Genomic DNA, 25,409 nt, shown 5'->3' with positions numbered 1-25,409 from the left:
ATCGCCGCGCCCCCGCTCACGCCTTCGGCTGCGCGCTGTCCGCCAGCGTCCCGCACAGTGCCGCCGTGCCCTGGGGTGCGTACGGGTCCGTGTCGGCCGGGCCGCCCGCCTTGGGGGTCTGACCGGCGAGCAGCGGGCGCAGGTGGTTCGCGGCGTCCTCGGCGCAGGAGAGCGGTCCGGCCCGGAGGGACGAGTCGACCAGCTCGGCCTGGTGCAGCCGCAGGTCGTCGCGGTCGAAGCGGAAGTGCAGCTCGCGCCGGACGGTGAACAGGGACGCCTCGGCCGTCCCGTCGGCTCCGGCCGGTCGCAGCGCGTACACGAACGTGTGATCCGTGGTGACGTCGAGAGTGGACGGGTCGGCCTCGGTGGCCTCCAGGGAGCCCTGCACCCGGATCTTGCGGTCGGCCAGCTCGGCCCGGGTCGGGTCGAAGCGGACCAGCCAGCCGGTGGGGGCGTGCCGCCCGTCGGCGGTGGGCTGCTGGAAACTCCGGTCGAACTGGCCGAGCTGCTCCGGGTCGAGCAGCACGCGCACCGGCCTGACCTGCCCGCCGGTGAGCACCTCGGGGTAGAGCGAGGAGCGGACGAGGTAGTCCTTGGCGGTGGTCAGGGCGGTGACGACCTGGGCGTCCGAGAAGTTCGCGGTGCGCCGGGTCGCCGGCAGCGGTATCCCCTCGGCGCCGACGCGGAACTGGGCCGCCGGACTGTTGGCGTACAGCTGTTCGGGGTCGGTGGCGCCGGGGACCTTGCCGTGCGGGGCGAGCGGGACGACGGTCATCCGCAGCGGTTCGACGGCCCGGCCGATCTGTGGGGTCTGGTAGGGGTGCCGTACGCCCATGTAGATCGCGGTGCCGAAGGCGACCGCGATCAGCAGGACCAGGACCAGCGCCTGCCGGGGCAGGCCCCGGCGCTGGGGCGGGCGGCGGCGTACGGCGGGCGCGTGGTCGGCCATGCGCTCCTGCGCGGAGAACTCCTGGAGAGGGGCAGCGCGGACGAACGATTCGTCGAACACAACGGATCGGTATTCGTCTTCCGCACCGTTGGGGGCGCCGTCGGGTGTCCCCTCGGGTGGGTCTCCAGGCCCGCCCATATCTTCAGAGTAGGTCGCCACAAGCTCCGGTAAACGCCCCGCTGTGCGACAACTTCTGACAGGTACTCACCAAGTCGGTAAGCCTCCGCCCGGCCCTATGGAAGGGGCCGTTCAGGGGGTGCGCGGGACCGCCGAGACAGCCGGCTGGGAGAAGTCGGCGGAGGCGGAGGGCGCCGCCGAGGTGCCGTGCTCCAGGCCGGTCGAGGCGGGCGGCGGGACCTGGTCCTGACGGCCGGACGAGGCGCCCCGGTAGACCGCGGCGAAGGCCAGCGCGACCATGCCGATGCCCATCACCAGGGCGAGCAGCCAGGCGACCGGCCGGTGCCAGCGGACCTGTTTCCCGTACGGCCCCGCCGCGCCGTCGCGGTGGTCGAGGATCTCGGTGTCGTCCAGGTCGTCGAGGTCCGGGTCCTGGCCGAAACCGCCGTGGTCGTCGGGGCCGTACCCGTCGTCGTACCGCTCGCCCCTGCGGTGCGCCCGGCGGGCCTCCGTCTCGGAGGCCTCGGCTCTCGCCTGGGCGGCGGCCAGGAGGCGTTCGACAGCGGTCGGCTCGTGCACCACGGCCGCCCGTACGAAGGCCTCGTCGAAGACCACGGAGGCGAACTCTTCGTCCGACACCCCGCGGTCGTGGTCGTCGTCGGGCTCCCAGCCGTCAGGGAACGGCGTGCCCCCCACGTCCTCCGGCACGGAACCAGAGTAGACCGGGGGGGTCAATTTGGGCAGACGGTATGGAAATTCATCCGTCTGCTCAAGACATCTCCCGGCCGCGCGCGCCGGGGTCGTGCGCCTAGCGCCGTACGTGCCCGTCCCCGGTGACGATGTACTTCGTGCTGGTCAACTCGGGCAGCCCCATCGGGCCGCGCGCGTGCAGCTTCTGCGTGGAGATGCCGATCTCCGCGCCGAAACCGAACTGGCCGCCGTCCGTGAAACGGGTGGAGGCGTTCACCGCGACCGTCGTGGAGTCGACCAGCTGGGTGAAGCGGCGGGCGGCCGCCTGCGAGGTCGTGACGATGGCCTCGGTGTGGCCGGAGGTCCACAGCCGGATGTGCTCGACGGCCTTGTCGAGGGAGTCCACGACCGCGGCGGCGATGTCGTACGACAGGTACTCGGTCTCCCAGTCCTCCGCCGTGGCCTCGACGACCGTCGCCTTGGAGTCCTTGGCGTACGCCGCCACCCGCTCGTCGGCGTGCACGGTCACCCCCGCCTCCGCGAGGGCGTCCAGGGCGCGCGGCAGGAACTGGGCCGCGATGTCCTGGTGGACCAGCAGCGTCTCGGCGGCGTTGCAGACGCTGACCCGCTGGGCCTTGGAGTTGATCAGGATCTCGATCGCCATGTCGAGGTCGGCGTGGGCGTCGACGTAGACGTGGCAGTTGCCGGTGCCGGTCTCGATCACCGGGACCGTGGACTCCTGGACCACCGTCTGGATCAGCGAGGCCCCGCCGCGCGGGATCAGTACGTCGACCAGGCCCCGGGCGCGCATCAGCTCACGCACGCTCTCGCGGCTCTCGCCGGGCACCAGCTGCACGGCGTCGGCGGGCAGCCCGGCGCCGCCGACGGCGTCACGGATCACCCGGACGAGGGCGGTGTTGGACTCGTACGCGGAGGCCGAGCCGCGCAGCAGTACGGCGTTGCCGGACTTCAGGCAGAGCGCGGCGGCGTCGACGGTGACGTTCGGGCGGGCCTCGTAGATGATCCCGACGACGCCCAGCGGGACGCGGACCTGGCGCAGGTCGATGCCGTTGGGGAGGGTCGAGCCGCGCACGACCTCGCCGACCGGGTCGGGCAGCGCGACCACGTCCCGCACGTCGGAGGCGATGGCCCGGACCCGCTCCGGGGTGAGGGTCAGCCGGTCGACGATGGCCTCGCTGGTGCCGGCCTCCCGGGCCTTGGCCACGTCCTTGGCGTTGGCCTCGACGATTTCGCTCGTCCGGACCTCCAGCGCGTCCGCGATGGCGAGCAGCGCGTCGTCCTTCACGGCCCGGGGCAGCGGCGCGAGGTCGGCGGCGGCGGCCTTGGCACGGTAGGCGGCCCGGGTGACCGGGGTCATGGAGTCGTACGGCGAAAGCGTGGTCATGAGGGAAGGGTAGTGCGCCTCGCGGGACGGTCCAGCGCTCATCCCAAACCCCGAGACACGTGCGCAAGACCCTCAAAAGGGGTGGACGCCGACGGGGGACGCGGGCGGCGGGCCGTAGCCCTCGGAGATGCGCTGGTGGTAGGTGGCCCGGTCGATGACCTCCAGGCCGACGATCTCCCAGGGCGGGAGCCCAGCGCTCTGCCGGTGCTCGCCCCACAGCCGCAGCGCGACGGCGGCCGCGTCGTGCAGGTCGCGGGCCTCCTCCCAGTACCGGATCTCCGCGTGGTCCTCGGCGTATCTGCTGGTCAGCAGGAAGGGGTGGTCGTGGGCGAGCTGTTCCAGGGCGCGCCTGACCTCCTTCAGCGGGGCCGCGTCGCCGGAGACGCTGAGGGTGATGTGCCACAGCCTGGGCAGGTCCTCGGGCTCCTCGCCCGTGTAGCGGTCACCGGCGGCGACGCTCGTGAGGGCGCGCTCGGTACCTGCCGCGCGGGACGCTGCCCCGGGGCGCACTCGTCTCACCGGCGGCCTCCTTCATGCAGTGCCAGTGCGTGCCTCTGGACAAAGTTGAGCAGGCCCCCGGGGGATCGCGGGGCGGTTTTGCGGAACGTCCACCTCAGGGCGGGGGCTTTTGCGGGGCGTTCCCCCCGTTTTCGGCCGTGCTTCGGCCGCGCGCCAAGGTGCTCAGTGGTGCTCAGTGGTGCAGGATCACCAGATCGTCCCGGTGGACGACCTCACGCTCGTACGCCGGGCCGAGGTCCCGCGCCAGCTCCCGGGTGGAGCGGCCGATCAGCTGCGGGATCTCCTTGGCGTCGAAGTTGACCAGCCCGCGCGCCACGGCGCGCCCGCTGCCGTCGCGCAGTTCGACCGGGTCGCCCGCGCCGAACTCGCCCTCGACGGCGGCGATCCCGGCCGGCAGCAGCGACGTGCGGCGCTCCACGACCGCGCGTACGGCACCGTCGTCCAGCGTCAACGCCCCCTGCGGCGCGGAGGCGTGCTGCAGCCACAGCAGCCGGTCGGCGGAGCGCTTGCCGGTGGGGTGGAAGTACGTGCCGGTGTCCTGGCCGGACAGCGCGTCGGCGGCGTGGATCGCGCTGGTGAGGACGACGGGGATGCCCGCGGCGGCGGCGATCCGGGCGGCCTCGACCTTGGTGACCATGCCGCCGGTGCCGACGCCCGCCTTCCCGGCGCTGCCGATCTCGACACCGGAGAGGTCCGCGGGCCCGCGCACCTCGGTGATCCGCGAGGTGCCGGGCTTGCTGGGGTCGCCGTCGTAGACGCCGTCCACGTCGGAGAGCAGGACCAGCAGGTCGGCGCGGACGAGATGGGCGACGAGCGCGGCGAGCCGGTCGTTGTCGCCGAAGCGGATCTCGTCGGTGGCGACGGTGTCGTTCTCGTTGACGACCGGGAGGGCGCCCATGGCCAGGAGCTTGTCCAGGGTGCGGGAGGCGTTGCGGTGGTGGGCGCGGCGGCTCATGTCGTCGGAGGTGAGCAGCACCTGGCCGACGCGGACGCCGTAGCGGGCGAAGGAGGCGGTGTAGCGGGCGACCAGCAGCCCCTGGCCGACGCTGGCGGCGGCCTGCTGGCGGGCGAGGTCCTTGGGGCGGCGGCGCAGGCCCAGCGGGGCGAGCCCGGCGGCGATGGCACCCGAGGAGACCAGCACGATCTCCTTCTCCCCCCCGCTGCGAGCCTTGGCCAGGACGTCGACGAGCGCGTCGACCCGGTCCGCGTCCAGCCCGCCGGAGGCAGTGGTCAGCGACGAGGAACCCACCTTGACCACGATCCTGCGGGCCTCGCGCACGGCCTGCCTTGCCCCTGACACCTTGCTGTCCACGTGCCGAATCTACGCGACGGGGGCGGGTCACCGCGCAGTCGGTCCAGTACGCGGACGAGCGGCGGAGCAGGTCCGGCACAGCGAGGTGGGCCGTACCGCCTGAACGGAACCGGAAGGCAGCGGGAACGGTCCCCATCCGCAGCGTGAACAAATGATCAGAACATGCGTACGCCGCGCACGCAACCGCCCACTCGGGAGCATCCCGGCGAATACGACCATACGGGCCGGTGTGGGGTTTCTCATGGGCTCCGTACACGCTGACGGCTGGTCAACTCCCTTCGCACGCCCATACGTTCACGCAGTTCGGCCACACGAGGGGGGATTCATTGGACACCACGTACTGGAGCAGACGGCGCGTCCTCACCGCCGTTGGGGCGGCCACGGCGGCGACCGCGATCCCTCTCTCGGCGCCCTCCCGCGCCCTGGCCGCCACCGCAGCCACGGCCACGGCCGGAACGGAACTGCCCAGGCTCCCCGAACTCCCCGACACCGCGCGGGCGAAGGCCGTCACCGCGTGGAAGATCGGCGGACGCACCGTCAAGACAGTGGCCGCGCAGGCGCTGACCGGCACCGGCGCCGACATCGACGGCTTCCTGTCCGGGGGACTGGCGCAGGCCACCGCCGAGGACAACCGCCTCGCCCTGCTCAAGGCACTGCCCGCCAGCGGCAAGGGCACGGCCCGCGACGCCTCCGCCGCGCTCGACGGCGGCGACGAGGCCATCGCCGACTTCCTGGCCGGTGGATACAGGACCGCCGAGCTGGAGGACCTCCGCGTCACCACCCTGGCCATCATGAACAGCGGTGGCAGGGCGATCCAGCGGGAGGCGCAGAAGGCGCTCACCGACGGCACCAGCGACGCCCTGTCGCTGTTCCTGCTGGACACCCAGATCACCGCGCGCCAGGAGGACGAGCGGGCCGAGGTCTTCCGCATCCTCGCCACCGCCTCCCCCGAGGTGGAGAAGTACGCAGTGCGCGCGCTGGACGACGGTTCGCCGTCCGCGATCAACTGGTTCCTGAACACCGGTCAGCACATCGCGCGGGCACGGGACCACGAGAGCGCCACCATCGACCAGTTGGTGGCGATCGTGGAACGCGAGGGCAGGCGGGCCCAGCTGACCTCCGACCGCGCCGTCGCCGCCTCGGACAAGGCGCAGGAAGCAGCCGAGAAGGCGAAGGAAGCGGCGGAGAAGGCCGCCGCCGAGGCGGACGCGGCCCGCGACGATGTCGCCAGGTCCGGCGCTGCCGCCCGCAAGGCCGCCTCCGCCGCCCAGGGCGCCGCCTCCGCCGCCCGCACCGCCATCCGGGCCTCCTCCGCCGCGCACAACGCCGCTCGCCGCGCGGCGCTGGCCGCCACCGCCGCCGCCCAGGCCGCGGCGACCGCCGGACGAGCCGCCTCCGCCGCCTACTCGGCCGCCATCGCGGCAGCCAATGACGCCACCAAGGCCCAGGCCGCACGTAGCGCCGCGGAGGGCGCGCGCAACGCGGCCGCCAAGGCCCGGACGGCGGCCGCGGCGGCCGACGCGGCGGCGACCGCCTCCAGCCGGGCGGCAGCGGCCGGATCCGCCGCGGCGGGCGCGGCGCGCAACGCGGCCGCCGCGGCCAACTCCGCCGCCGTGGCCGCCCAGGCGGCGGGTGCCGCCCAGTCGGAGGCGGCCCGCGCCAAGGCCGCCGCCGCCGAGGCCGACGCGCAGGCGGCCCGCGCCACCAAGGCCGCGAACACCGCTCAGTCCCTGGCCAACACCGCCGCGCAGGCGGCGCGTTCCGCACGGGACGCGGCCAACTCCGCCGCCACGCACGCCGACAACGCGGCGAAGGCGGCCGACGAGGCGGCGGACGCCGCCGGGCAGGCGGCCGACTACGCCAAGAAGGCCACCGCCTGGGCCGCCGAGTCGGTGCAGGCCGCCGAAGCGGCGGCGACGGCGGTCGAGGACGCCCAGGCCGTGGAGCAGGCGGCCCGTGACTCCGAGACCCGGAAGCTGGCGGAGGAGACCGAGCAGTCACTCGCCGAGGCCCGGGAGCTGGCGCAGGCGGAGGCGGCGGACCGGCAGGCGGCCCGCACGGCGGCCACCCAGGCCGACGCCCTGGACGCCGCGACCAAGGACCTCATCGCCAAGGCCGAGGCCGCGTACTCCTCCGGCGACACCGCCCAGGCCGTCACCCTCGGCCGCCGGGCCGCGATGAACCTGATCTCCACGACCATCGGCACCTGGAGCCGGAGCGCCGCCGAGTACGCCCTCGCCGGAGCCGACGAGGACGTGCTGGCCTGGGTCTCCACCGACCGGCGGATCGCGCAGACCCAGGACGACCGGGAAACGGTCCTCGCCCTGGCGAAGGTGTCCACCGAAGCCGTCGCCGACGCCGCCGGCACGGCGTTGGCCGCGGACGACGCGAAGGCCGTGGGCGACTTCCTGACCAGCGGCGTCCTGGAAGCCGCGGCGGCGGACAACCGGGTCGCCATCCTCCGCATCCTCGACGACAACCCCGGGAACGCGGTCAGGGCCGCGGCGCAGGCCGCCCTGGACGACGGCTCGGCCACGGCCCTGCACGGCTTCTTCCTGGGCTACGCCGACAAGGTCGTCGAGGACGACCAGGTCGCCGTCCTGTCCATCCTGGAAACCGCCGGTCCGTACACCAAGGCGGCCGCGCAGGTGGCGCTGGAGGGGCCGTCGTGGATGCGCCGTGACTTCGTCACCACCGTGCACCACCGCGCCGCGCAGCTCGACCACGACTGGAGCTCGCACGTCGCCGCCGTCCGCGCCTCCATCGCCCACGCGGCGAAGATCGCCCAGGAGGCGCAGAAGGACGCCTACGAGGCGTCCAGGGCCGCGGCCGAGGCGCGCCAGGCGGCGGCCGAGGCGGCGCAGTGGGCGGACAAGGCCCAGGCCTCCGCCGACAGGGCCGCCGACTACGCCACGGAGGCCGACGCGAACGCGGACGCCGCCGAACGGTCCGCGCTGGACGCGCAGGCGTCCGCGGACAAGGCGAAGACCGCGGCCGCCGCCGCGCGCGGCGCCGCACGGCGGGCGAACTACTCCGCCAACCAGGCCGTGGCCTCCGCCGCTGCCGCCGTGCAGTCCGCCGGCCAGGCGCAGGCGTCGGCGAACGCCGCACGCCAGTCCGCCTACGAGGCCGGGCAGGACGCGGCGGCCGCCGCACAGGCGGCCTCCGAGGCCCGCAGGACAGCCGCCGCCAAGCGGCAGGAGGAACTGGCCGCGGCCGCGCGCGCGGCCGCACAGGCGGCGAGGGAGAACCAGCAGAACGGGGTCGACCCGTCCGACACCAGCGACCACGACAAGGTCGACAACCCCGAGGGCTGGGGCAGCAAGGACGACTGGCGCGACGTCGCGCAGGCGCTCAACGCGATCAGCGCCGTCTCCGGGACCGTCGCCGCGTTCAGCCTGCTCGTTCCGCCACCGGCCGGTCAGGTCATCGCCGGAGTGGCGGGCACCATCTCGTGGGTCACGGGCATCGGTTCGGCCGTCATCACCGGTTTCACGGACGGATGGACGTCCGACGCGTTCTTCGGCTCCGTCGCCGGGCTCGCGGTCGGCGCTCTCACGGGCGGCTTCGCCCTCGGCAAGATCAAGCTTCCGGGCGTGTCCCAGGCCATCGAGTGGGGCGCCCAGGGCCTGAAGAGCGGCACCGTGATCGCCTCGCGGATCGGGCACGAAATGGTGGGTCCCGCGGTCACTTTCGCGACCACGTCGTGGGACAAGGCCGGTGATGTCGCGTCCGGCATCGGAGGCGCCATCTCCGACGGGTGGGACTCCCTCTTCTAGACGACGCACTCGGGGTCGGAACCGCATATGAAAGAATGACGAGGTTCCGACCCGGGAGGCCCTGTATGTTTCTGTCACTGTCCACAGGTGCCTGGATTCTGATTGCGATAGGTGCCACCCTGGTCAATCTCGCCGCCATGCAGTGGATCATCCAGATTCCGAAGTACCGCAAGAAGATGTTCTGGCTTCCGGTCATCGGCATTGTCGGTGTGGGAGCGCGCGGCTTCGCCGAGAGCCAGGTCCCGGCCGCCGCCCTTTACCTCTACGCGGCGACCATGCTCATGTTCCCGGCCATGCTGGCCCCCGTGCGGGGCCGCATCACGCGCGACTACCACCGGTGGGTCGAGGATCCGGCGACCAAGAGCAGCCGGGTCGTGACGGTCTGGATCTGCACCTCCATGACGGTCATGCTGGTGGTGATCGGTGCCGTCTGGGCGGTGGGCGTGAAGAACGGCGGCTGATCGGCACCCTTTTCACGGTGTGACACACGCCATGTCAGCCGTTCCCAATGTGCCCGTTTTGGCACTCTTCGCCCGGTGGACAGAGATCAATCATTCCGGCTTTGATAAACGAGGCTGGGGCAGTTTCATGGCCATGCGCATTTCTGAGAATTCTCAATCCATGCCCGCTGCTGCCGCCCCCGGCCATCGCAGCCTCACAGCTGTTTCGAACGTATTCTGAATTTCATCGGAATCGACCCATAGGACTTCAATGAAGGCGCTCAGCGCAATCGCGGCAAGGCCGCACCACAGAAGAACAGTCGGCACCCTGCTGGCCGCGGCGGTGGCCGGCGCACTGACCTGGCTCGCCGTCCCGGCCGGTACCTCCGCCACCGGGGGCGCGGACGCACGGGCGGCCGCACCCGTCGCGGGCGAAGCCCCCGGCTACGCCGTGGAGGACTTCAACTACCCGCAGGCGGACAAGATCCTCGCGGAGCAGAACATCGTCCTCAAGCGCGGCGACGGCCACATCACGCTCGCCGACTGCGTGAGCGGCACCGGACAGCTCGAGGTCTGGGCGCGGAGCAAGGACAGGATCTGCTTCCAGGTGACCGGCAATTCCGGCTGGCTGACCCTGGAGATCCCCTCGGTCTACGGCATCAGGGGCAACGACTACACCACGCAGGTGGACATGACCACCGGCACCGAGGAGAAGTCCTTCGACGTCGACAAGAACGCCTGGACCGCGGTCGGCGAGAGCGCCGACGAACAGGGCCGCGAGTTCATGCTCGTGGAGATCAGGACCGCCAAGTAGCGCTGGGCGCACGCCCGTCGGCATTTCCCAGGCTGCCCCGGGCCGCTCGGCCCGGCAGTCCTTCGAGTCCAAGGAATCACATCATGCGACACACCAGACACGTGCGCCTTGCGGCACTGGTCGCCGCCCTGGCCGTCGGCCCGGTCGCGCTGTGCGCCGCGCCCGCGTCAGCGGTGACCGGCACACCGGCCACCGACACCTCCTTCAGCTACACCGCGCAGGTCATCGTCGGTGACCACGATCGCGGCTGCTCCGGCGTGCTGGTCGCCCCCGACTGGCTGCTGACCGCGGCGAGCTGCTTCGCCGACGACCCGGCGACGAGCCTGTCGGTGCCCGCGGGCAAGCCCGCGAAGCCCACGACCGCCACCATCGGCCGCTCCGACCTGAGCGGTTCCGACGGAGCCGAGCGCGAGGTGGTGCAGCTCGTGCCGCGCACCGACCGCGACGTCGTCCTGGCCCGTCTGAACCGGCCGGTCACCAACGTGGCCCCGGTCACCGTGGCCACCACCGCACCCGCCGCGGGCGAGGAACTGAAGTTCGCCGGGTACGGGCGCACCAAGACCGAGTGGGCGCCGCTGAAGCTGCACACCGGCGCGCTGACGGTGGACGCCGCCGACGCCACCACGGCCACCTTCACCGGCAAGGACGGCGCGGCCGCCTGCATGGGCGACACCGGCGGTCCGGTGGTGCGCACGACCAACGGCAGCCCGCAGCTGGTGGCCCTCAACAGCCGCTCCTACCAGGGCGGTTGCTTCGGCATCGACACCGCTGAGACCCGTACCGGCGGCATCGCCGCCCGCGTCGACGACCTGAACTCCTGGGTGACGTCCACCGTCGGCGCCCTGCCCATCACCGACTTCAACTGCGACGGCGTCGAGGACGTCGCCATCGCCGACCCGAAGGCGAGTGTCGGCGGCGACGACGGAGCGGGGGTCGTCCGGGTGGTCTACGGCGGCGGGAAGGGCACCGCCGAGTTCCACCAGGACCTCGACTGGGTGCCGGGCGGCTCGGAGGCCGGCGACTGGTTCGGCGAGGCGATCGACACCGTCGACTACAACCAGGACGGCTGCACCGACCTGGTCGTCGGCACGCCGTCCGAGGACCTGGGCAGCGCCACCGACGCCGGCATGGTCGACATTCTGTACGGCGCGCGGGGCGGTATCGGCACCGGGGCGATCAAGAACACCCACTTCGAGCAGGGCGCCGGCACCGGCTCCTTCAAGAACTCCGCCCCCGAGAGCGGTGACCGCACCGGCCAGGCCATCGCCGCGGGCACCACCGCCGCGGGCGAGCCGTTCGTGGTGATCGGCTCGCCGGGCGAGGCGATCGGCTCCACCGCGAAGGCGGGCATGGCCTTCTACGTGCACGGCGACACCAACATCGCCATCAGCCAGGACAGCACCGATGTGCCGGGTGCGGTGGAGGCGAACGACGGCTTCGGCGCCGTCGTCGCGGCCGACGCCAACCACATCGCCATCGGCGCCCCGGGCGAGGCCATCGGCTCCGACGCGGGCGCCGGCAACCTGGCGGTCTTCAGCCACCGGCTGAACTCCGAGAAGCGGCCCACCCCGCTGTTCGGTCTCGACCAGGACCTGGACACCGTCGCCGGCGCAGCCGAGGCGGGCGACCAGTTCGGCAGGTCCCTGGCCCTGGTCCCCTACCGCCCGTCCGGAGCGGCGGCCGCCACCCACTCGATTCTCGCGGTCGGTTCTCCCGGTGAGGACCTGGACATCGACGGTGTCAACAAGACCGACACCGGCAACGTCATCACGTTCGAGGTCACCGCCGCGGGGACGTACAAGCAGCTGAGCACGTACTACTCCGGCACCTCTTCCGATGCCGTCCCCGGCACCTCCGAGGCCGGTGACCGCTTCGGCCAGACCCTGGCCGCGGTGAACACGGCACCGCGTGAGGTGAGCACCACCGCGACGATGAAGCTGGCCGTCGGCATCACGGACGAGGCCGTCGGTACGACGGCGAAGGCGGGCGCAATCACCACCTTCTCGCTGCTCGGCTCGCGCGACACGAACAACCGCTGGATCGAGGCGGGCAACTCCGGCATCCCGGGTCCCGCGGGCGCCAACCAGCACCTCGGCCGGAGCATCCACTACACCGGCACCAAGCTGTACGTGGGCATGCCGTACGGTCCGGGCAGCTACGGCACGGTCTACGCCCTGCCGCTGTCCAACGTGACCGCCGGCGGTTCGAACGCCGCGATCACCACCTACCAGCCCGGCCAGGGTGGTCTGCCGGCCACCGGCGGCCGCTTCGGCTACGTGGTCCGCTAGCCGGACCCGACAGCAAGAAGGGGGGCTTTCCCCGGCCTTCGGCCGGGGAAAGCCCCCCTTCGTCGTGACGCGTCGTGCTCAGAGCTCGTACGGGCTCTTCACCGGGAAGTAGGCGCGCAGGAAGGCGTCGATGATGCGGGCCTGTTCCTGGTCCGGAACCTCGGCGTCCCGCGACTCGCCGAGGCAGAACACGTCGTGGCCCCGGATCGCCAGCAGACGCGTCAGCTCCGGGTGCCGTGCGTAGGTGCCCACGTCGATGTAGGCGCACCGGATGCTGCTGGGCACCGCGGCACCCGTCAGGTAGCCGTAGTGGTGGTGCAGCGAGGAGACCATGGAGATGTCCTGCCAGCCGCGCAGCGGGTTCGCCGCGGTGCGGGCCACGCTCTCGGGGAACTCCGCCTCGATCTTCTGCAGGACGCTCTTGCGCAACGGGTGCGGAGCGTGCGCGAAGCTGTTCGCCACGGTCACCCCGAAGCGGTCCTCGAGCAGCCGGCGATTGTTCTTCGCCGCGGCGAAGTAGCCCTCGTCCTCCTCGGTCGCTTCCCCGATCGGCACGGTCGTCGGCGTCCAGAAGAAGCGGCTCGTGCCGTTGGGCTGGAAGAACTTCTGCGCGCTGAGCGGCCTGCCGACGAAAACGTCGTCGTTCATGTACAGGAAGTGCTCCGACAGCCCGTCGATGTGGTGCAGTTGGCTCTCGATGGCGTGGGAGTTGAACGTGGGAAGGCAGCTTGCGTCGGTGAAGATGTCCCGGTGCGAGATCACCTCGATGCCCGGGTGCTCGGTGTTCAGCCACTCGGGCGTCTGGTCGTCGGTGACCAGGTAGATCTTGCGGACCCAGGGCGCGAACATCGCGAGCGAGCGCAGGGAGTAGCGCAGCTCGTCCCGGTTGCGGAAGCGCGCCGCCTCGTCCCCGGACGCCTCGGCGTCCAGGCCGAGGGCCGCGCGCCGCTGGGCCCGGCGCTCCTGCCATCGCGGGTCCGAGTCGTCGACCCAGGTGTAGACGGCGTCCACCGGGAAGGTGATGTCGCTGACCAGCTTCTTGGTGAACGGCTCCAGCGTGGGGTACTCCCGGTCCCGCACGCGCAGGCGGGCGTCGGCGGTCAGCGACGGCAGCTTGGGGCCGACCGCGCTCGGCCGCAGCGGCGCGACGAACTGGCCGTCGCCGCCCTCCTCCTCCGGCACCAGGCGCCAGAACTCCACGTCGCAGCCGTAGGCGGGGCCGAAGCGCAGGGTACGGCTGGAGGTGACCACGGGACGGAAGACCCGCAACCCCGCGACCTCGCCGGCCCCTTCCAGGCGTTCGGCCAGGAGCACGCCCGGGGCGTGCGTGCGGGGCTTGAGCAGTTCGGCGTACACCGCCTTGCCCTCGTACTCGGTGGCCAGGGCCTTGCGCACCCGCTCCTGGTGGGTGTTGTCCACCGCCACCCGCTGGCGCGGGGTGTCCTCCCGGTCCCGCAGCAGCACGTAGGGGATGTCGTGCTTCTCCAGTGCGGCGATGACCGTCTCGAAGTTCCGCTGCAGGATGTCCGAGCCCTGCAGGTCGTCGCGGACCTCGGAGAGCCGGCCCGCGGCCCGTACCAGGGAACGGTTGGCCGCGCCGATCACCAGCTCACGCGCCCGCTGGTCGCCCGACGACGGGGCGGTGCGGTCCGCGGCGACCGCGGCGTGGAAGCGGCCCGCGCCGCCGTGGGCCACGCGGTGGGCCATGCGGTCGGCCCGCTCCGCCATCCGCTGCGGGTCGTCGCGCCGCAGCACGAGCTCGGTGAACAGTTCCTCCCACTGCTTGACGATGACGTCCGCGGCGAAGCGCGCGGAGCCGTCGTAGGCGTTCTCCCCGTAGGAACGCAGCAGTTCCTCGTCGCCCATCAGCCGGGATATCGCCTCGGCCAGCCCGTCGATGTCGTTGGGCGGGACGAGCAGTCCGTCCACGCCGTGCCGGATGATCTCGGCAGGTCCGGTGACGATGTCGTACGCCACCGCCGGGACACCGGCGGCGAAGGCCTCCAGCAGCACCAGCGGGAAGGCCTCGCCGTCCTGGGACGGCAGCATGGTCAGGCTGGCCTTGGCCCACTCCTCCGTCATGTGCTGGCTCGGCCCGAGGATCTCCACGGCGTCGTGCAGGCCGAGGCCCTGGACCAGGTTGCGCAGCCGGGACATCTGCGGGCCGTCGCCGAAGATGCGCAGCCGCCAGCCCGGGTGGTCGGGCAGGGCCTTGGCGAAGGCCTGGATGGCGTGGTCGACCTGTTTGTCGGGCACCAGGCGGCGCGGCATCACGATGCTCTTGCCGGTCAGGCTGGAACGCGGCCGGAAACCCTCGGGGATCGCGTTCGGGATGGCCGCCAGGCGCGGGGCCGCCTTGCCGAGCGACTCCTCCAGCCACTGCTTCGTGCGCTCCGTCAGCACCACCAGGGCGTCGATCTCGGGAGCGCGCAGCAGCAGCGGCTCGCCGGTGGCGCCGCGCAGCTGCGAGGGCCGGTGCTCCTGGTGGATGGTGATCACCCGGGAGGGCACCAGGTCGGCGACGGCGGACATCAGGGCGGGCGAGGTGGTGATCAGGACGTCCGTGTCGATGGTCCGCAGGGCGCGGTTCATCTCGACGTCGGAGAGGGCGTCGAAGGTGGCCTCCCACTTGGGGCTGATCAGCTCGCTGGGCAGCCCGGCCAGGCGGCGGCACTCCTCGGCGCCGATGCCGCTGTCGCGCACCGGCCGCTCGGTCTTGCCGGTGCGGTCCACCAGGTACCGCACCGAGACCCGCTCGTCCACGGAGAAGAAGGGGCGCTCACGCGTCTTGAAGACGCTCAGCACCTCGACGGTGTGCCGGGGCGCCAGGTGCGTCGCCTGGGTGTAGACGGCCTGCTCCGTGCCGCCCATCTCGTCGCCCCAGGTGAGCAGAAAAGTGATCTTCATTGTTGTCAGCATCCAGAAGGAAGGTGGGCCGCACGGAAGGCGAGGCTGCCGATGGGCGTGTAGTACGGGTTGAGTCTGAGCACGGTGCCGTCGTCCTCCCCGGTCAGCAGCCGGTACGGCATCCGGAAGACGTCGCCGGGGTTGCGTACCTCGGTGCGCCGCCGGGAGATCTTCAGCGACCGGCGACGCGGCCGCCGCAGACGTACGTCGAAGATCTGCTCCTTGGTGCCGAGGTCGCCGAAGTCGGCCGGCTTCAGCGAGCAGACGAAGGTGTCACCCTGCCAGGTGGCCGGCACGACACGGGCCGCCTTGCCACCCCTGCGGACGAGTTCGACGTCGCCGCGGCACTCATCGGCCGGAGCGTTGACGAGCCGGCCCTCCAGCGTCACCTCGGACCAGCCGATCTTCACGGACAGGATCTCGGCCTCGGCGTCGTCCCTGCCCACGGACACGTACGCCCGTCCGGTACCCGATGCGATCAGGCGGCAGTAGGTACCGTCCTCGCGCACCGGCCCGGGAGTCGTGGGCCCGTCGGGCATCAGCCGGGGCGCCTTGGCCAGCGCGTACCGGCGTTCGGCCCCGGCAGCGTCGGTGAAGACGACGGACAGCCGCCACTGCCCGGCGGCCAGCAGGAACCTGCGCATCCCCGCGGGCAGCGGCCGGTGCTGGTCGGCGTCCGCCTCCAGCAGGTCGAGGACGGCGGTGCCCTGTGCCTCGACGTGACCGTCGCCGCGCTGGACGAGGGTGAGCGGGATGACGACCGGGGACGAGGATCCGCCCAGCAGCAGGGAGGCCGACGAGGCCGTCACCTCGTCCGGCACACGGACGCAGAAGTTCAGGGTCCTGCCGTCCAAGAGGGACAGGTGCTCGGCGGTGACCCGCGGCCAGTCGTCGGCGCTCGGCGGTACCAGGACCAGATGGTTCAGGCGCGACCGGGTCGAGCGGACTACGGCATACCCCTTGCGCATCACCTTGTGCGGAGTGGGGAGTTGTCTCATCGGTTGTCTGCACCACGCTCGAAGGGGCTGGGGAAGGGGAAGTACTCGTCAAGGAAGCGCGTCATCAGGGCCTGCTGGCGGCTCAGCTCCGCTTCCGTCGACGTCGTGTCGTTCAGGCAGAAGACGTGTGCGTCCCGGGTGGCCAGCAGCCGGCCCAGGACCCGCTCCACGCCGGGCTTGCCGACGTCGCAGTAGCGGTACACCAGGTCCTCGCCGGGGATGGAACGCTGGGTGTGGAAGGCGTAGTAGTGGTGCAGCGACGAGGTGACCGACACATCGCCGGAGCTGCGGAACCTGCTGGCCGCCGTGCGCCGGTGCGCCTCGGGGAACTCCGCCTCAATCTCGTCCAGCACGCTGCGGTGCAGCGCGTGCGGAACGTGCTTCATCTTCCGGAAGATGGTGTCGCCGAAACGTTCGGCGAGGAGCCTGCGGTTGTTCTTGCCTGCGGCCGCCACGGGCGGATCGTCGGGGGACGGTTCACCGTAGGGAATCAGGGCAGGCGAGAGGTAGAACTTCCCGAGACCGTTGGGCAGGAAGAAGTGCTGCGGAAGAATCTCCTGGCCGAGCATCACGTCGTCGTTGAAGTACAGGAAGTGCTCGGACAGGCCGTCGATGTGGTGCAGCTGGCTCTCGATGGCGTGTGAGTTGAACGTCGGCAGCGCGGCCGGGTCCTTGAATATCTCCTTGTGGCTGACGACTCTGATCCGCGGGTGGTCGGTGTTCAGCCACGCCGGCGTCTGGTCGGCGGTCACCAGGTAGATGTGGCGCACCCAGGGCGCGTAAAGGTGCAGCGAGCGCAGCGAGTAGCGCAGTTCGTCCCGGCTGAGGTAGCGCGCGGCGTTGGCCGCCTCCTCGTGGTACGGCCGGTCGGAGAAGGCGGCCCGCTCTTGCAGCCAGCGCGGATCGGAGCCGTCCACCCAGGTGTACACCACGTCGATGGGGAAGGTGCGGCGCCCGACGGCTCCCGCGGCGAAGACCGGCCGCGTCGTTACCCGCACCGGCTCGCGTTCCGCGGGCAGCGACGTGAAGTCGGTGAACAGGCTCTCGTCGGCCTCGACCGCGGGCTCGTCCGCGGGCACCGCCTCGGCGATCCCGTTGCGCCGCGGGGCGACCAGCTCGCCGTCCTCCCGCCGCCAGAACTCGATGTCGCAGCCGTAGCGCACGCCCAGCACCAGACGGCTGGTCCGGTCGGTGAGGTACCAGGTGCAGCGGACGACGTCCGCGCCGGCGACGCGTTTCCACGAACCCGGCCCGTAGCCGGGCAGCGCGGAGTCCTCCTGGAGCTGCCTCCCGCGCACCGGAACGACGTAGCCGGGTCTGGCCCGGCAGACCCGGCGCAGCGCGGTGAGCACACGCTCCCGGTCCTCGGCGCGGACGGCGACCGCGGCCGCCGTGTCGGAGGTGGAGCGCACGCAGAAGTAGTCGACACCGGCGTCGCGCAGCGCGGCCGTCACCGTCTCAAGATTGGCCCGGCGCGCCTGGAGCGGGGTGATGCCGGGTACGACATGGGCGATGCGCGGCGCCCCCGCCACGCTGACGACCGTCCTGTCGTACCGCGCCAGCAGCTCCCGGTGGCGGCGCGTCACCCGTAGCCGTACCGCCTGCTCCCGCAGCTCGGCGGCGGCGGCTATGCGGGCTTTCACCTGCTCTCGCAGATCCGTCCCCACGTGCTCCGCGATCATCCGTCGCGCGCCGACCGGAACCGCGCGACGGTACACACCGACCAAACGCGACGCCTCAGGGTTTCGCACTGCGGGAACTCCCCCTCCGATGGGCTGCCGTCCGGTGAACGGCCGCTCCGATCAACCACTGCTCAGAATACGGAAATATCAAGTATGCAGTGTGTTTACCTCACGTCTGCATACTTGTGTACGTTAGCAAGCAGCCAGACATGACGATATAAAGGGACAATCACCCACGAGCGTTGACATCACCACAGCACCCCGTACCGGCCGGGTACGGCCCGCACGGCCGCCGCTCGGAACGGCCGGGATCAGAACGGCCGGAATCAGAACGGCTGGCTTCAGAACGGCTGGCTTCAGAACGGCTGGCTTCAGAACGGCTGGCTTCAGAACGGCTGGCTTCAGAACGGCTCGAAGTCGTCGAACTCCCGCTGGAGCTCGTCCCGTTCGGCCTGCCGGTCCCGGCGTCGCTGCACCGCGGGCCGCTGCGCCTCCATGCGGTGGTCCTCGCCGCGGCGGCCCAGCATCTCCGCACCGGCCATGACGGTCGGCTCCCAGTCGAACACCACGGCGTTCTCCTCGGGCCCGATGGCCACCCCGTCCCCGGCCCGGGCTCCGGCCTTGACCAACTCCTCCTCCACACCGAGCCGGTTGAGCCGGTCGGCGAGATAGCCGACCGCCTCGTCGTTGTTGAAGTCGGTCTGCCGCACCCAGCGCTCCGGCTTCTCGCCGCGCACCCGGAACAGCCCGTCGTCCTCGCGTACGACGGTGAAGCCCGCGTCGTCCACGGCCTTGGGCCGGATGACGATCCGCGTCGACTCCTCCTTGGGCCGGGCGGCCCGCGCCTGCGCGACCAGCTCGGCCAGCGCGTACGACAGCTCTTTCAGCCCGGTCCGCGCCACCGCCGACACCTCGAACACGCGGTAGCCCCGCGCCTCGAGATCCGGCCGCACCATCTCGGCGAGGTCCTTGCCGTCCGGTACGTCGATCTTGTTCAGCACGACGATCCGCGGCCGGTTGTCGAGCCCGCCATACTCCCGCAGCTCCGCCTCGATGACGTCGAGGTCGGAGACGGGGTCACGGTCGGACTCCAGCGTCGCGGTGTCCAGCACATGCACCAGCACACTGCACCGCTCCACGTGCCGCAGGAACTCCAGCCCCAGCCCCTTGCCCTGGCTGGCGCCCGGGATCAGCCCGGGCACGTCCGCGATGGTGTACACGGTCGAACCGGCGGTGACCACACCGAGGTTCGGCACCAGCGTGGTGAAGGGGTAGTCGGCGATCTTCGGCTTGGCGGCGCTGAGCACGGAGATCAGCGAGGACTTGCCCGCGCTCGGGTATCCCACGAGCGCCACGTCGGCGACGGTCTTGAGTTCCAGGACGACGTCCTGGACGTCCCCCGGCTCACCGAGCAGCGCGAACCCGGGCGCCTTGCGGCGGGCGGAGGCGAGCGCGGCGTTGCCGAGCCCGCCCCGGCCGCCCTGCGCGGCGACGTAGGAGGTGCCGTGCCCGACCAGGTCGGCGAGGACGTTGCCCGCCTTGTCCAGCACCACGGTGCCGTCCGGCACCGGCAGCACCAGGTCCTGGCCGTCCTTGCCGGAGCGGTTGCCGCCCTCGCCGGGCTTGCCGTTGGTGGCCTTGCGGTGCGGGGAGTGGTGGTAGTCGAGCAGGGTGGTGATCGACTGGTCGACGGTGAGGATCACGTCCCCACCGCGCCCGCCGTTGCCGCCGTCGGGCCCGCCGAGCGGCTTGAACTTCTCACGGTGGACGGAGGCACAGCCGTGGCCTCCGTTACCCGCGGCGACATGCAGTTCGACGCGGTCCACGAAGGTGGTCATGGGATGTGCCTCCTGGGGGTCCCCCCGGCCGAAGGCTGGGGGAGTACGGGAATGTCTCTTGAGCAACACGCGAAAGGCGGACCCGCTTCCCCGCAGGGAAGTGAGGTCCGCCTCGCGAAAGCTTCCGATCAGGCGACCGGAACGATGTTCACGACCTTGCGGCCACGGTGGGTACCGAACTCCACCGCACCGGCCTGCAGCGCGAACAGCGTGTCGTCGCCGCCGCGGCCGACACCGGCGCCCGGGTGGAAGTGCGTGCCGCGCTGACGGACCAGGATCTCGCCCGCGTTGACGACCTGACCGCCGAAGCGCTTCACGCCGAGGCGCTGAGCGTTGGAGTCACGACCGTTACGGGTGGACGATGCGCCCTTCTTGTGTGCCATCTCTCCTCAGTCCCTTACTTCGCAGCCGCGGGGATCTCAGTGACCTTGATCGCCGTGTACTGCTGGCGGTGGCCCTGACGACGGCGGTAGCCGGTCTTGTTCTTGTAGCGCAGAATGTCGATCTTCTGGCCCTTGTGGTGGTCCACGACCTCGGCCTGGACCTTGATGCCGGCCAGCACCCACGGGTCGCTGGTCACAGCGTCGCCGTCGACAACGAGCAGGGTCGAGAGCTCGACCGTGTCGCCAACCTTGGCGGTGGAAATCTTGTCAACCTCAACGATGTCGCCGACAGCAACCTTGTGCTGGCGACCACCGCTGCGCACGATGGCGTACACGCGGATCTCTCTTTCGCTCGGAGAACGGCACCCCCGCAGGCCAGCCGCCCGAACACGGACGGCCTCTCCCGGTGACCCGGGAGGAAGAGGTTTACGGGGATGTGGCGCGTTCAGTGGACACGCCGACGGTCAAGGTTACGGGGCGGTGGCCGAGAGGGTCAAACCGGGCCCCGTGGTGAGCGTGTGCGGCCGGTCACCCGGCCGCACACCGTCACTGCGCGGCGTCAGCCTTCGTCGGTCGAGACCGACACGGTCGGCTGGGACTGCTCGGCCGCCGCGGTCTTCTTCGACGTCGCCTTGGTCGCCTTGGTCGCCTTGGCGGCGGCCGTCTTGGTGGCGGTGGACTTCGCCGCCTTCTTGGCCGTCGCCTTCTTCGCGGCCGTCTTCTTGGCCGCGGTCTTCTTGGTGGCGGCCTTCTTCGCCGTGGCCTTCTTGGCCGTCTTACGGGCCGTCTTCTTGGCCGGGGCGGCCTCGTCGGCCTCGACGTCGACGGCCTCGGCGGCGGCCTCCTTGGCCTCCACGAGAGCCTGCTCGGCCTCCTGGGCGGACTGCTCCGCGACCGGCGCCTGCGTCTCCGCCGACGGCACGACCACCACGGCCGCCTCCGCCGGCGCGGTCGGCGCGGTGGCCTTGCGGACCGCACGGCGGCGCGGACGGGCCGGGGCGGCGGCCTCGGCGGGCGCCTCGGCCTGCTCCGGCTGCGCCGCGACCGGCGTCTCCGCCACGGCGGGCGCGGTCTCGGCGACCGTCACCACCGCCGCCTCCGCCGACGCCGACGGCGGCGAACCGGCCGGTGCGCTCACCTTGCGGGTCGCCCGACGGCGCGTACGGCCCTTGGGCGCGGCCTCCTCAGCCGGAGCCTCCGCGGGCGCCGGGGCCTCGACCACCGGGTCCTCGACGGCAACGGGCTCGGCGTGCGCCTGGGCGGCCGGCTCCGGCTGCACCGGACGCGCGGCCTCCTCCTCGGCCGTCACCTCCTGAGCCGTGGGCGCCGGTACGCCCGCCCCGTCGGCCTCGCTCTTCGGCGCGGGCGCGCCCGCCGGAGCCGAGACCCGACGGCTCGCCCGGCGCCGCGAACGCCCGCGCGACACCGCCGCCTCGGCCTCGGCGACGCTGCTGTACAGCTCCTCGTCCGGCTCGAACTCCGGCGCGGGAAGCGCCATCGGCTCGGCGACCTCCGCCGCGACCTCGGCCTCGGTCTCCGCCTCCTCCTCGGCGGTCGCGCCGGTCTCGACGATCTCACCGGCCACGGCCTCGTGCGTGGGCTCCGGCTGCTCGGCACCGGCCCGCGCGCGCTTCTTGCGCTTGCCGCCGCCACCGGCGGCGGCCGCGTGGTCCAGGTGCACGATGACACCGCGGCCGTTGCAGTGGACGCAGGTCTCGGAGAACGACTCCAGCAGGCCCTGCCCGACCCGCTTGCGGGTCATCTGGACCAGGCCCAGCGAGGTCACCTCGGCGACCTGGTGCTTCGTACGGTCCCGGCCCAGGCACTCCAGCAGGCGGCGCAGCACCAGGTCCCGGTTGGACTCCAGCACCATGTCGATGAAGTCGATCACGATGATGCCGCCGAGGTCGCGCAGCCGCAGCTGGCGCACGATCTCCTCGGCCGCCTCCAGGTTGTTCCTGGTGACCGTCTCCTCCAGGTTGCCGCCCTGGCCGGTGAACTTGCCGGTGTTGACGTCGATGACGACCATCGCCTCGGTCCGGTCGATCACCAGCGAGCCGCCGCTGGGCAGCCATACCTTGCGGTCCAGCGCCTTGGCGAGCTGCTCGTCGATCCGGTACGTGGCGAAGACGTCGACCTCACTGGTCCACTTCTGCAGCCGCCCGGCGAGATCCGGCGCCACGTGGGCGACGTACCCGTGGATGGTCTCCCAGGCGTCCGGGCCGCTCACGATGACCTTGGAGAAGTCCTCGTTGAAGATGTCCCGCACGACGCGGACGGTCATGTCCGGCTCGCCGTACAGCAGCGTCGGCGCGTTGCCGTTCTTGGACTTCTTCTGGATGTCCTCCCACTGCGCCTGCAGCCGCTCGACGTCCCGGCGCAGCTCGTCCTCGCTCGCGCCCTCGGCGGCGGTGCGCACGATGACGCCCGCGTCCTCGGGGACGATCTTCTTGAGGATGGTCTTCAGCCGCGACCGCTCGGTGTCGGGCAGCTTGCGGCTGATGCCGGTCATGGAGCCCTCGGGGACGTACACGAGGTAGCGGCCCGGGAGGGAGACCTGGCTGGTCAGGCGGGCGCCCTTGTGCCCGATCGGGTCCTTGGTGACCTGGACGAGGACCGACTGGCCGGACTTGAGGGCGGACTCGATGCGGCGCGGGCCGTTGGCCATGCCCAGCGCCTCGAAGTTGACCTCACCCGCGTACAGGACGGCGTTGCGGCCCTTGCCGATGTCGATGAAGGCGGCCTCCATCGACGGCAGCACGTTCTGCACCTTGCCGAGGTAGACGTTGCCGACGTACGAGACCGCCTGCTCCTTGTTGACGTAGTGCTCGACGAGCACGCCGTCCTCCAGGACGCCGATCTGCGTACGGTCGCCGTTCTGCCGGACGACCATCACTCGTTCGACGGCCTCGCGCCGGGCCAGGAACTCGGCCTCGGTGATGATCGGCACGCGGCGACGGCCCTGCTCACGGCCCTCGCGACGGCGCTGCTTCTTGGCCTCCAGACGCGTGGAGCCCTTGATGGACTGCACCTCGTCGGACGGCTCGGCCTTCGGACGGGGCTCGCGGACCTTGACCACCGTGCGCTCGGGGTCGTCGGCGGTCGGCTCGGTGTCCGGGGTGGTGTCCCCGGCCCGGCGCCGACGGCGACGGCGACGGCGGCTGCTGGAGGTCGAACCCGCGGCCTCCGCGGCGGAGCCTTCCTCCTCCTCGGCGTCTTCCTCGACCTGCTCGGCGGTGTCCTCGGCGTCCTGCTCGGCCTGCTCGGCCTGCTCGGCCTGCTCGGCCTGCTCGGCGGCGAGTTCGTCGGTGTCACCCTCGGCGAAGTCACCGGACTCGCCCCGGCGGCGACGCCGACCACCCCGACGACGACGGCGACGCGACCCGGTCTCCTCGCCTTCCTCGTCCTCGACGGCGTGCTCGGCGGCCTCCTCGGCCTCCTCCGCCTCCTCGGCTTCCTCGTCCACGGCGGTCTCGACGGCCTGCGCCTCGGTCTCCTCCGCGGCTGCGGCGCCCCGGCGCCGACGGCGACGCCGCGGCCCGGTCGGCTCCTCGGGGAACTCCTCGACCTCGGGGGCCTCCTCCGCCGCCTCGGCGGCCGCCTCCGCGGCGGCTCGCTGGGGCGTCTGGAACCTCGGCTCGGTGAACACCGGCGGCTGGAACACCGCGACCGCCGGACGCGCGGGCCGCAGCGGAGCCTCGGGCTCCTCGGCCTCCGGCTGCGCGGGCGCGGCGAAACCGGTCGCCGCCTTCCGCGCGACCCGCCGACGCGTACGACGCGAGGCACCGCCCTGGTCACCGGCGGCCTCCTCGCTCACGGCAGGCTGCGTGGCCCGCGTGGGCTCGGCGGGCTGCTCGGCCCGCGTGGGCTCGCCGGCCTCGGTGGTTTCGGTGGCCTCGGCGGCCTCGGCGGCTTCGGTGGTTTCGGTGGTTTCGGTGGTTTCGGCAGCGGCGGGCTCGGCGGGCGCCTCGGCCGCATCCCGGCGGCGACGCGTACGACGCGGGGCGGGAGCCTCGTCGCCCTGCTCACCGGCGGCCTCGACGGCCTCGCCCGCACCGCTCTCGGTGGTCTCGGCAGGCGTGGAGACCCTGCGCGCGGCCCGACGGCGAACCCGGCGCGGAGCGGCCTCCTCGACCTCCTCGGCAGCCGCGGCCTCGGCCTGCGGCTCGACTGCGGCCGCTTCGACGGCAGCCTCTTCCTGCACAGCTTCAGCGGCAACCGGAGCCCCAGCAGGCGCGGACACCCGACGACTCACCCGCCGACGCGCACGCCCCGCAGGCACGGCCTCCTCAGCCCCCTCGGCAGCCCCCGGCTCGGCCTGCGGCTCGGCAGCCTCCTGCTGCACAACCTCAGCGGCAACCGGAGCCCCAGCAGGCGCGGACACCCGACGACTCACCCGCCGACGCGCACGCCCCGCAGGCACGGCCTCCTCGACCCCGGGCGCGGTCTCTTCGGCGGCCGCACCGGCGTCGGGGGCCTCAGCGCTCACGGACGCGGCAGCAGTGGGTACGCCGGTCTCGGCGGCATCGGCGGACGCCGGGGCCCCGACAGGTGCCGACACCCGGCGCGTGGCCCGGCGGCGACGCGGCGGAGCGGGCTCCTCGACGACATGGGCGACGGCGCTCTCGTCCACCGGCTCCGCGGCGGCCTGAGCGGCGACCGGCACGACCGGCACGACCGTCTCGGCGGCCTCGGCGGCCTCGGCGGACGCCGGGGACCCGGCGGGCGCGGACACCCGACGGGTCACACGACGACGCGTACGCCCAACGGGCGCGGGCTCCTCGACAGCCTCAACGCTCTCGGCGGCCTCTGCAGCGCCGACAGTCTCCTCAGTCGCAGAGACCTCGCTTGCCTCAAGAGCTTCCTCGACCTCCCCGGCCTCCTCAGCAGCCGCAGAGGAAAGGTCGGTCGCGGCGAGGTCGGCGGCTTCGGCGGAAGGCAGGTCGCCCGCGGCCAGGTCCGCGGCGTCAGCAGCCGGTATGGCCGGCGCGACGGTCTCCGCCGGCGTCTCGGACGTGGTGGCGGGCGGACCCGCCGGTCGGGAAGCGGCACGGCGCCGACGACGCGGCGGCAGGGTGTCGCTGGGTGTGTTCAGTTCGGAACCCTCGGTGGGTTCGATCGGCTCGAGCATGCGGGCGTTTCTCCCGTCAGGCTCCCGGGCGCCGCACCTGGTCCGGCGATGATGCCGGTGACGTCCGCGGCTCGCGCGATGCGCGACTGCCGCCGTCCGGGGCGCGGGCGCCGCACGGGAGCTCTCTGTTGTCCTGTCTCGCCGGTTCCGTACGCCG

General features: G+C 72.1%; 16 protein-coding genes. 4 read left to right on the top strand and 12 right to left on the bottom strand.

All coding sequences use genetic code 11. The annotated features are described in order from the left end of the window. Positions 1 to 16 precede the first annotated feature (16 nt). From KWI83_RS18880 to proB, 5 genes are all read right to left on the bottom strand, one after another. Complete coding sequence (locus tag KWI83_RS18880) at positions 17 to 1,087, bottom strand: hypothetical protein (RefSeq protein ID WP_218515534.1); 1,071 nt, start codon at positions 1,085 to 1,087, stop codon at positions 17 to 19. A 111-nt stretch (positions 1,088 to 1,198) separates the two neighbouring features. After that, positions 1,199 to 1,801: a hypothetical protein gene (locus KWI83_RS18875; RefSeq protein WP_218515533.1), complete on the bottom strand. Its 603-nt coding sequence runs from the start codon at positions 1,799 to 1,801 to the stop codon at positions 1,199 to 1,201. Positions 1,802 to 1,874: 73 nt separating this feature from the next. Beyond that, a complete protein-coding gene (locus tag KWI83_RS18870) occupies positions 1,875 to 3,161 on the bottom strand; it encodes a glutamate-5-semialdehyde dehydrogenase (RefSeq protein ID WP_218515532.1) in 1,287 nt (428 codons plus the stop codon). 72 nt (positions 3,162 to 3,233) lie between these two features. After that, positions 3,234 to 3,680 carry a hypothetical protein gene (locus KWI83_RS18865; protein WP_374106332.1) on the bottom strand — a complete coding sequence of 149 codons (447 nt, stop codon included), beginning with the start codon at positions 3,678 to 3,680 and terminating at the stop codon, positions 3,234 to 3,236. Positions 3,681 to 3,852: 172 nt separating this feature from the next. Then, positions 3,853 to 4,959 (bottom strand): glutamate 5-kinase, encoded by a 1,107-nt coding sequence (proB, locus tag KWI83_RS18860; RefSeq protein WP_218515659.1) that lies wholly within the window; start codon positions 4,957 to 4,959, stop codon positions 3,853 to 3,855. Positions 4,960 to 5,318: 359 nt separating this feature from the next. Between proB and KWI83_RS18855 the strand changes: the two genes are divergently transcribed. The 4 genes from KWI83_RS18855 (at position 5,319) to KWI83_RS18840 (ending at position 12,313) form a co-directional block, all read left to right on the top strand. Continuing rightward, the gene (locus KWI83_RS18855; RefSeq protein WP_218515531.1) at positions 5,319 to 8,771 is read left to right on the top strand and encodes an ALF repeat-containing protein; all 3,453 of its coding nucleotides are present in this window, start codon (positions 5,319 to 5,321) and stop codon (positions 8,769 to 8,771) included. 137 nt (positions 8,772 to 8,908) lie between these two features. Then, the gene (locus tag KWI83_RS18850) at positions 8,909 to 9,232 is read left to right on the top strand and encodes a hypothetical protein (protein ID WP_218515530.1); all 324 of its coding nucleotides are present in this window, start codon (positions 8,909 to 8,911) and stop codon (positions 9,230 to 9,232) included. A gap of 250 nt (positions 9,233 to 9,482) precedes the next feature. Then, on the top strand, positions 9,483 to 10,025 hold the full coding sequence (locus KWI83_RS18845; protein WP_256362492.1) for a hypothetical protein: 543 nt from the start codon (positions 9,483 to 9,485) through the stop codon (positions 10,023 to 10,025). Between the two features lie 83 nt (positions 10,026 to 10,108). Next, entirely contained in the window at positions 10,109 to 12,313 is a 2,205-nt protein-coding gene (locus KWI83_RS18840; protein WP_218515529.1) for a trypsin-like serine protease, read from the top strand. A gap of 78 nt (positions 12,314 to 12,391) precedes the next feature. Here KWI83_RS18840 and KWI83_RS18835 read toward each other — a convergent pair whose 3' ends face one another. The 7 genes from KWI83_RS18835 to KWI83_RS18805 all read right to left on the bottom strand — a co-directional run bounded on the left by KWI83_RS18835 (position 12,392) and on the right by KWI83_RS18805 (position 25,252). After that, complete coding sequence (locus KWI83_RS18835) at positions 12,392 to 15,220, bottom strand: stealth conserved region 3 domain-containing protein (RefSeq protein ID WP_218515528.1); 2,829 nt, start codon at positions 15,218 to 15,220, stop codon at positions 12,392 to 12,394. A 5-nt stretch (positions 15,221 to 15,225) separates the two neighbouring features. Then, positions 15,226 to 16,218 carry a hypothetical protein gene (locus KWI83_RS18830; RefSeq protein ID WP_256362491.1) on the bottom strand — a complete coding sequence of 331 codons (993 nt, stop codon included), beginning with the start codon at positions 16,216 to 16,218 and terminating at the stop codon, positions 15,226 to 15,228. Next, the gene (locus KWI83_RS18825) at positions 16,215 to 17,969 is read right to left on the bottom strand and encodes a stealth family protein (RefSeq protein WP_218515527.1); all 1,755 of its coding nucleotides are present in this window, start codon (positions 17,967 to 17,969) and stop codon (positions 16,215 to 16,217) included. The genes KWI83_RS18830 and KWI83_RS18825 overlap by 4 nt, the downstream gene beginning before the upstream one ends. 332 nt (positions 17,970 to 18,301) lie before the next feature. After that, on the bottom strand, positions 18,302 to 19,738 hold the full coding sequence (gene obgE / locus KWI83_RS18820; RefSeq protein ID WP_218515526.1) for a GTPase ObgE: 1,437 nt from the start codon (positions 19,736 to 19,738) through the stop codon (positions 18,302 to 18,304). A gap of 128 nt (positions 19,739 to 19,866) precedes the next feature. Further along, positions 19,867 to 20,121 (bottom strand): 50S ribosomal protein L27, encoded by a 255-nt coding sequence (gene rpmA, locus KWI83_RS18815; protein WP_023550764.1) that lies wholly within the window; start codon positions 20,119 to 20,121, stop codon positions 19,867 to 19,869. A 14-nt stretch (positions 20,122 to 20,135) separates the two neighbouring features. Beyond that, positions 20,136 to 20,456 (bottom strand): 50S ribosomal protein L21, encoded by a 321-nt coding sequence (gene rplU, locus KWI83_RS18810; protein WP_004931419.1) that lies wholly within the window; start codon positions 20,454 to 20,456, stop codon positions 20,136 to 20,138. Between the two features lie 224 nt (positions 20,457 to 20,680). Then, a complete protein-coding gene (locus KWI83_RS18805; RefSeq protein WP_218515525.1) occupies positions 20,681 to 25,252 on the bottom strand; it encodes an Rne/Rng family ribonuclease in 4,572 nt (1,523 codons plus the stop codon). Positions 25,253 to 25,409 lie beyond the last annotated feature (157 nt).

The sequence above is a fragment of the Streptomyces sp. TRM70350 genome (assembly GCF_019219825.1).
Lineage (GTDB): Bacteria > Actinomycetota > Actinomycetes > Streptomycetales > Streptomycetaceae > Streptomyces.
Note: the sequence above shows the minus strand (reverse complement) of the source record. Positions and strands in the feature narration are given on the sequence as shown.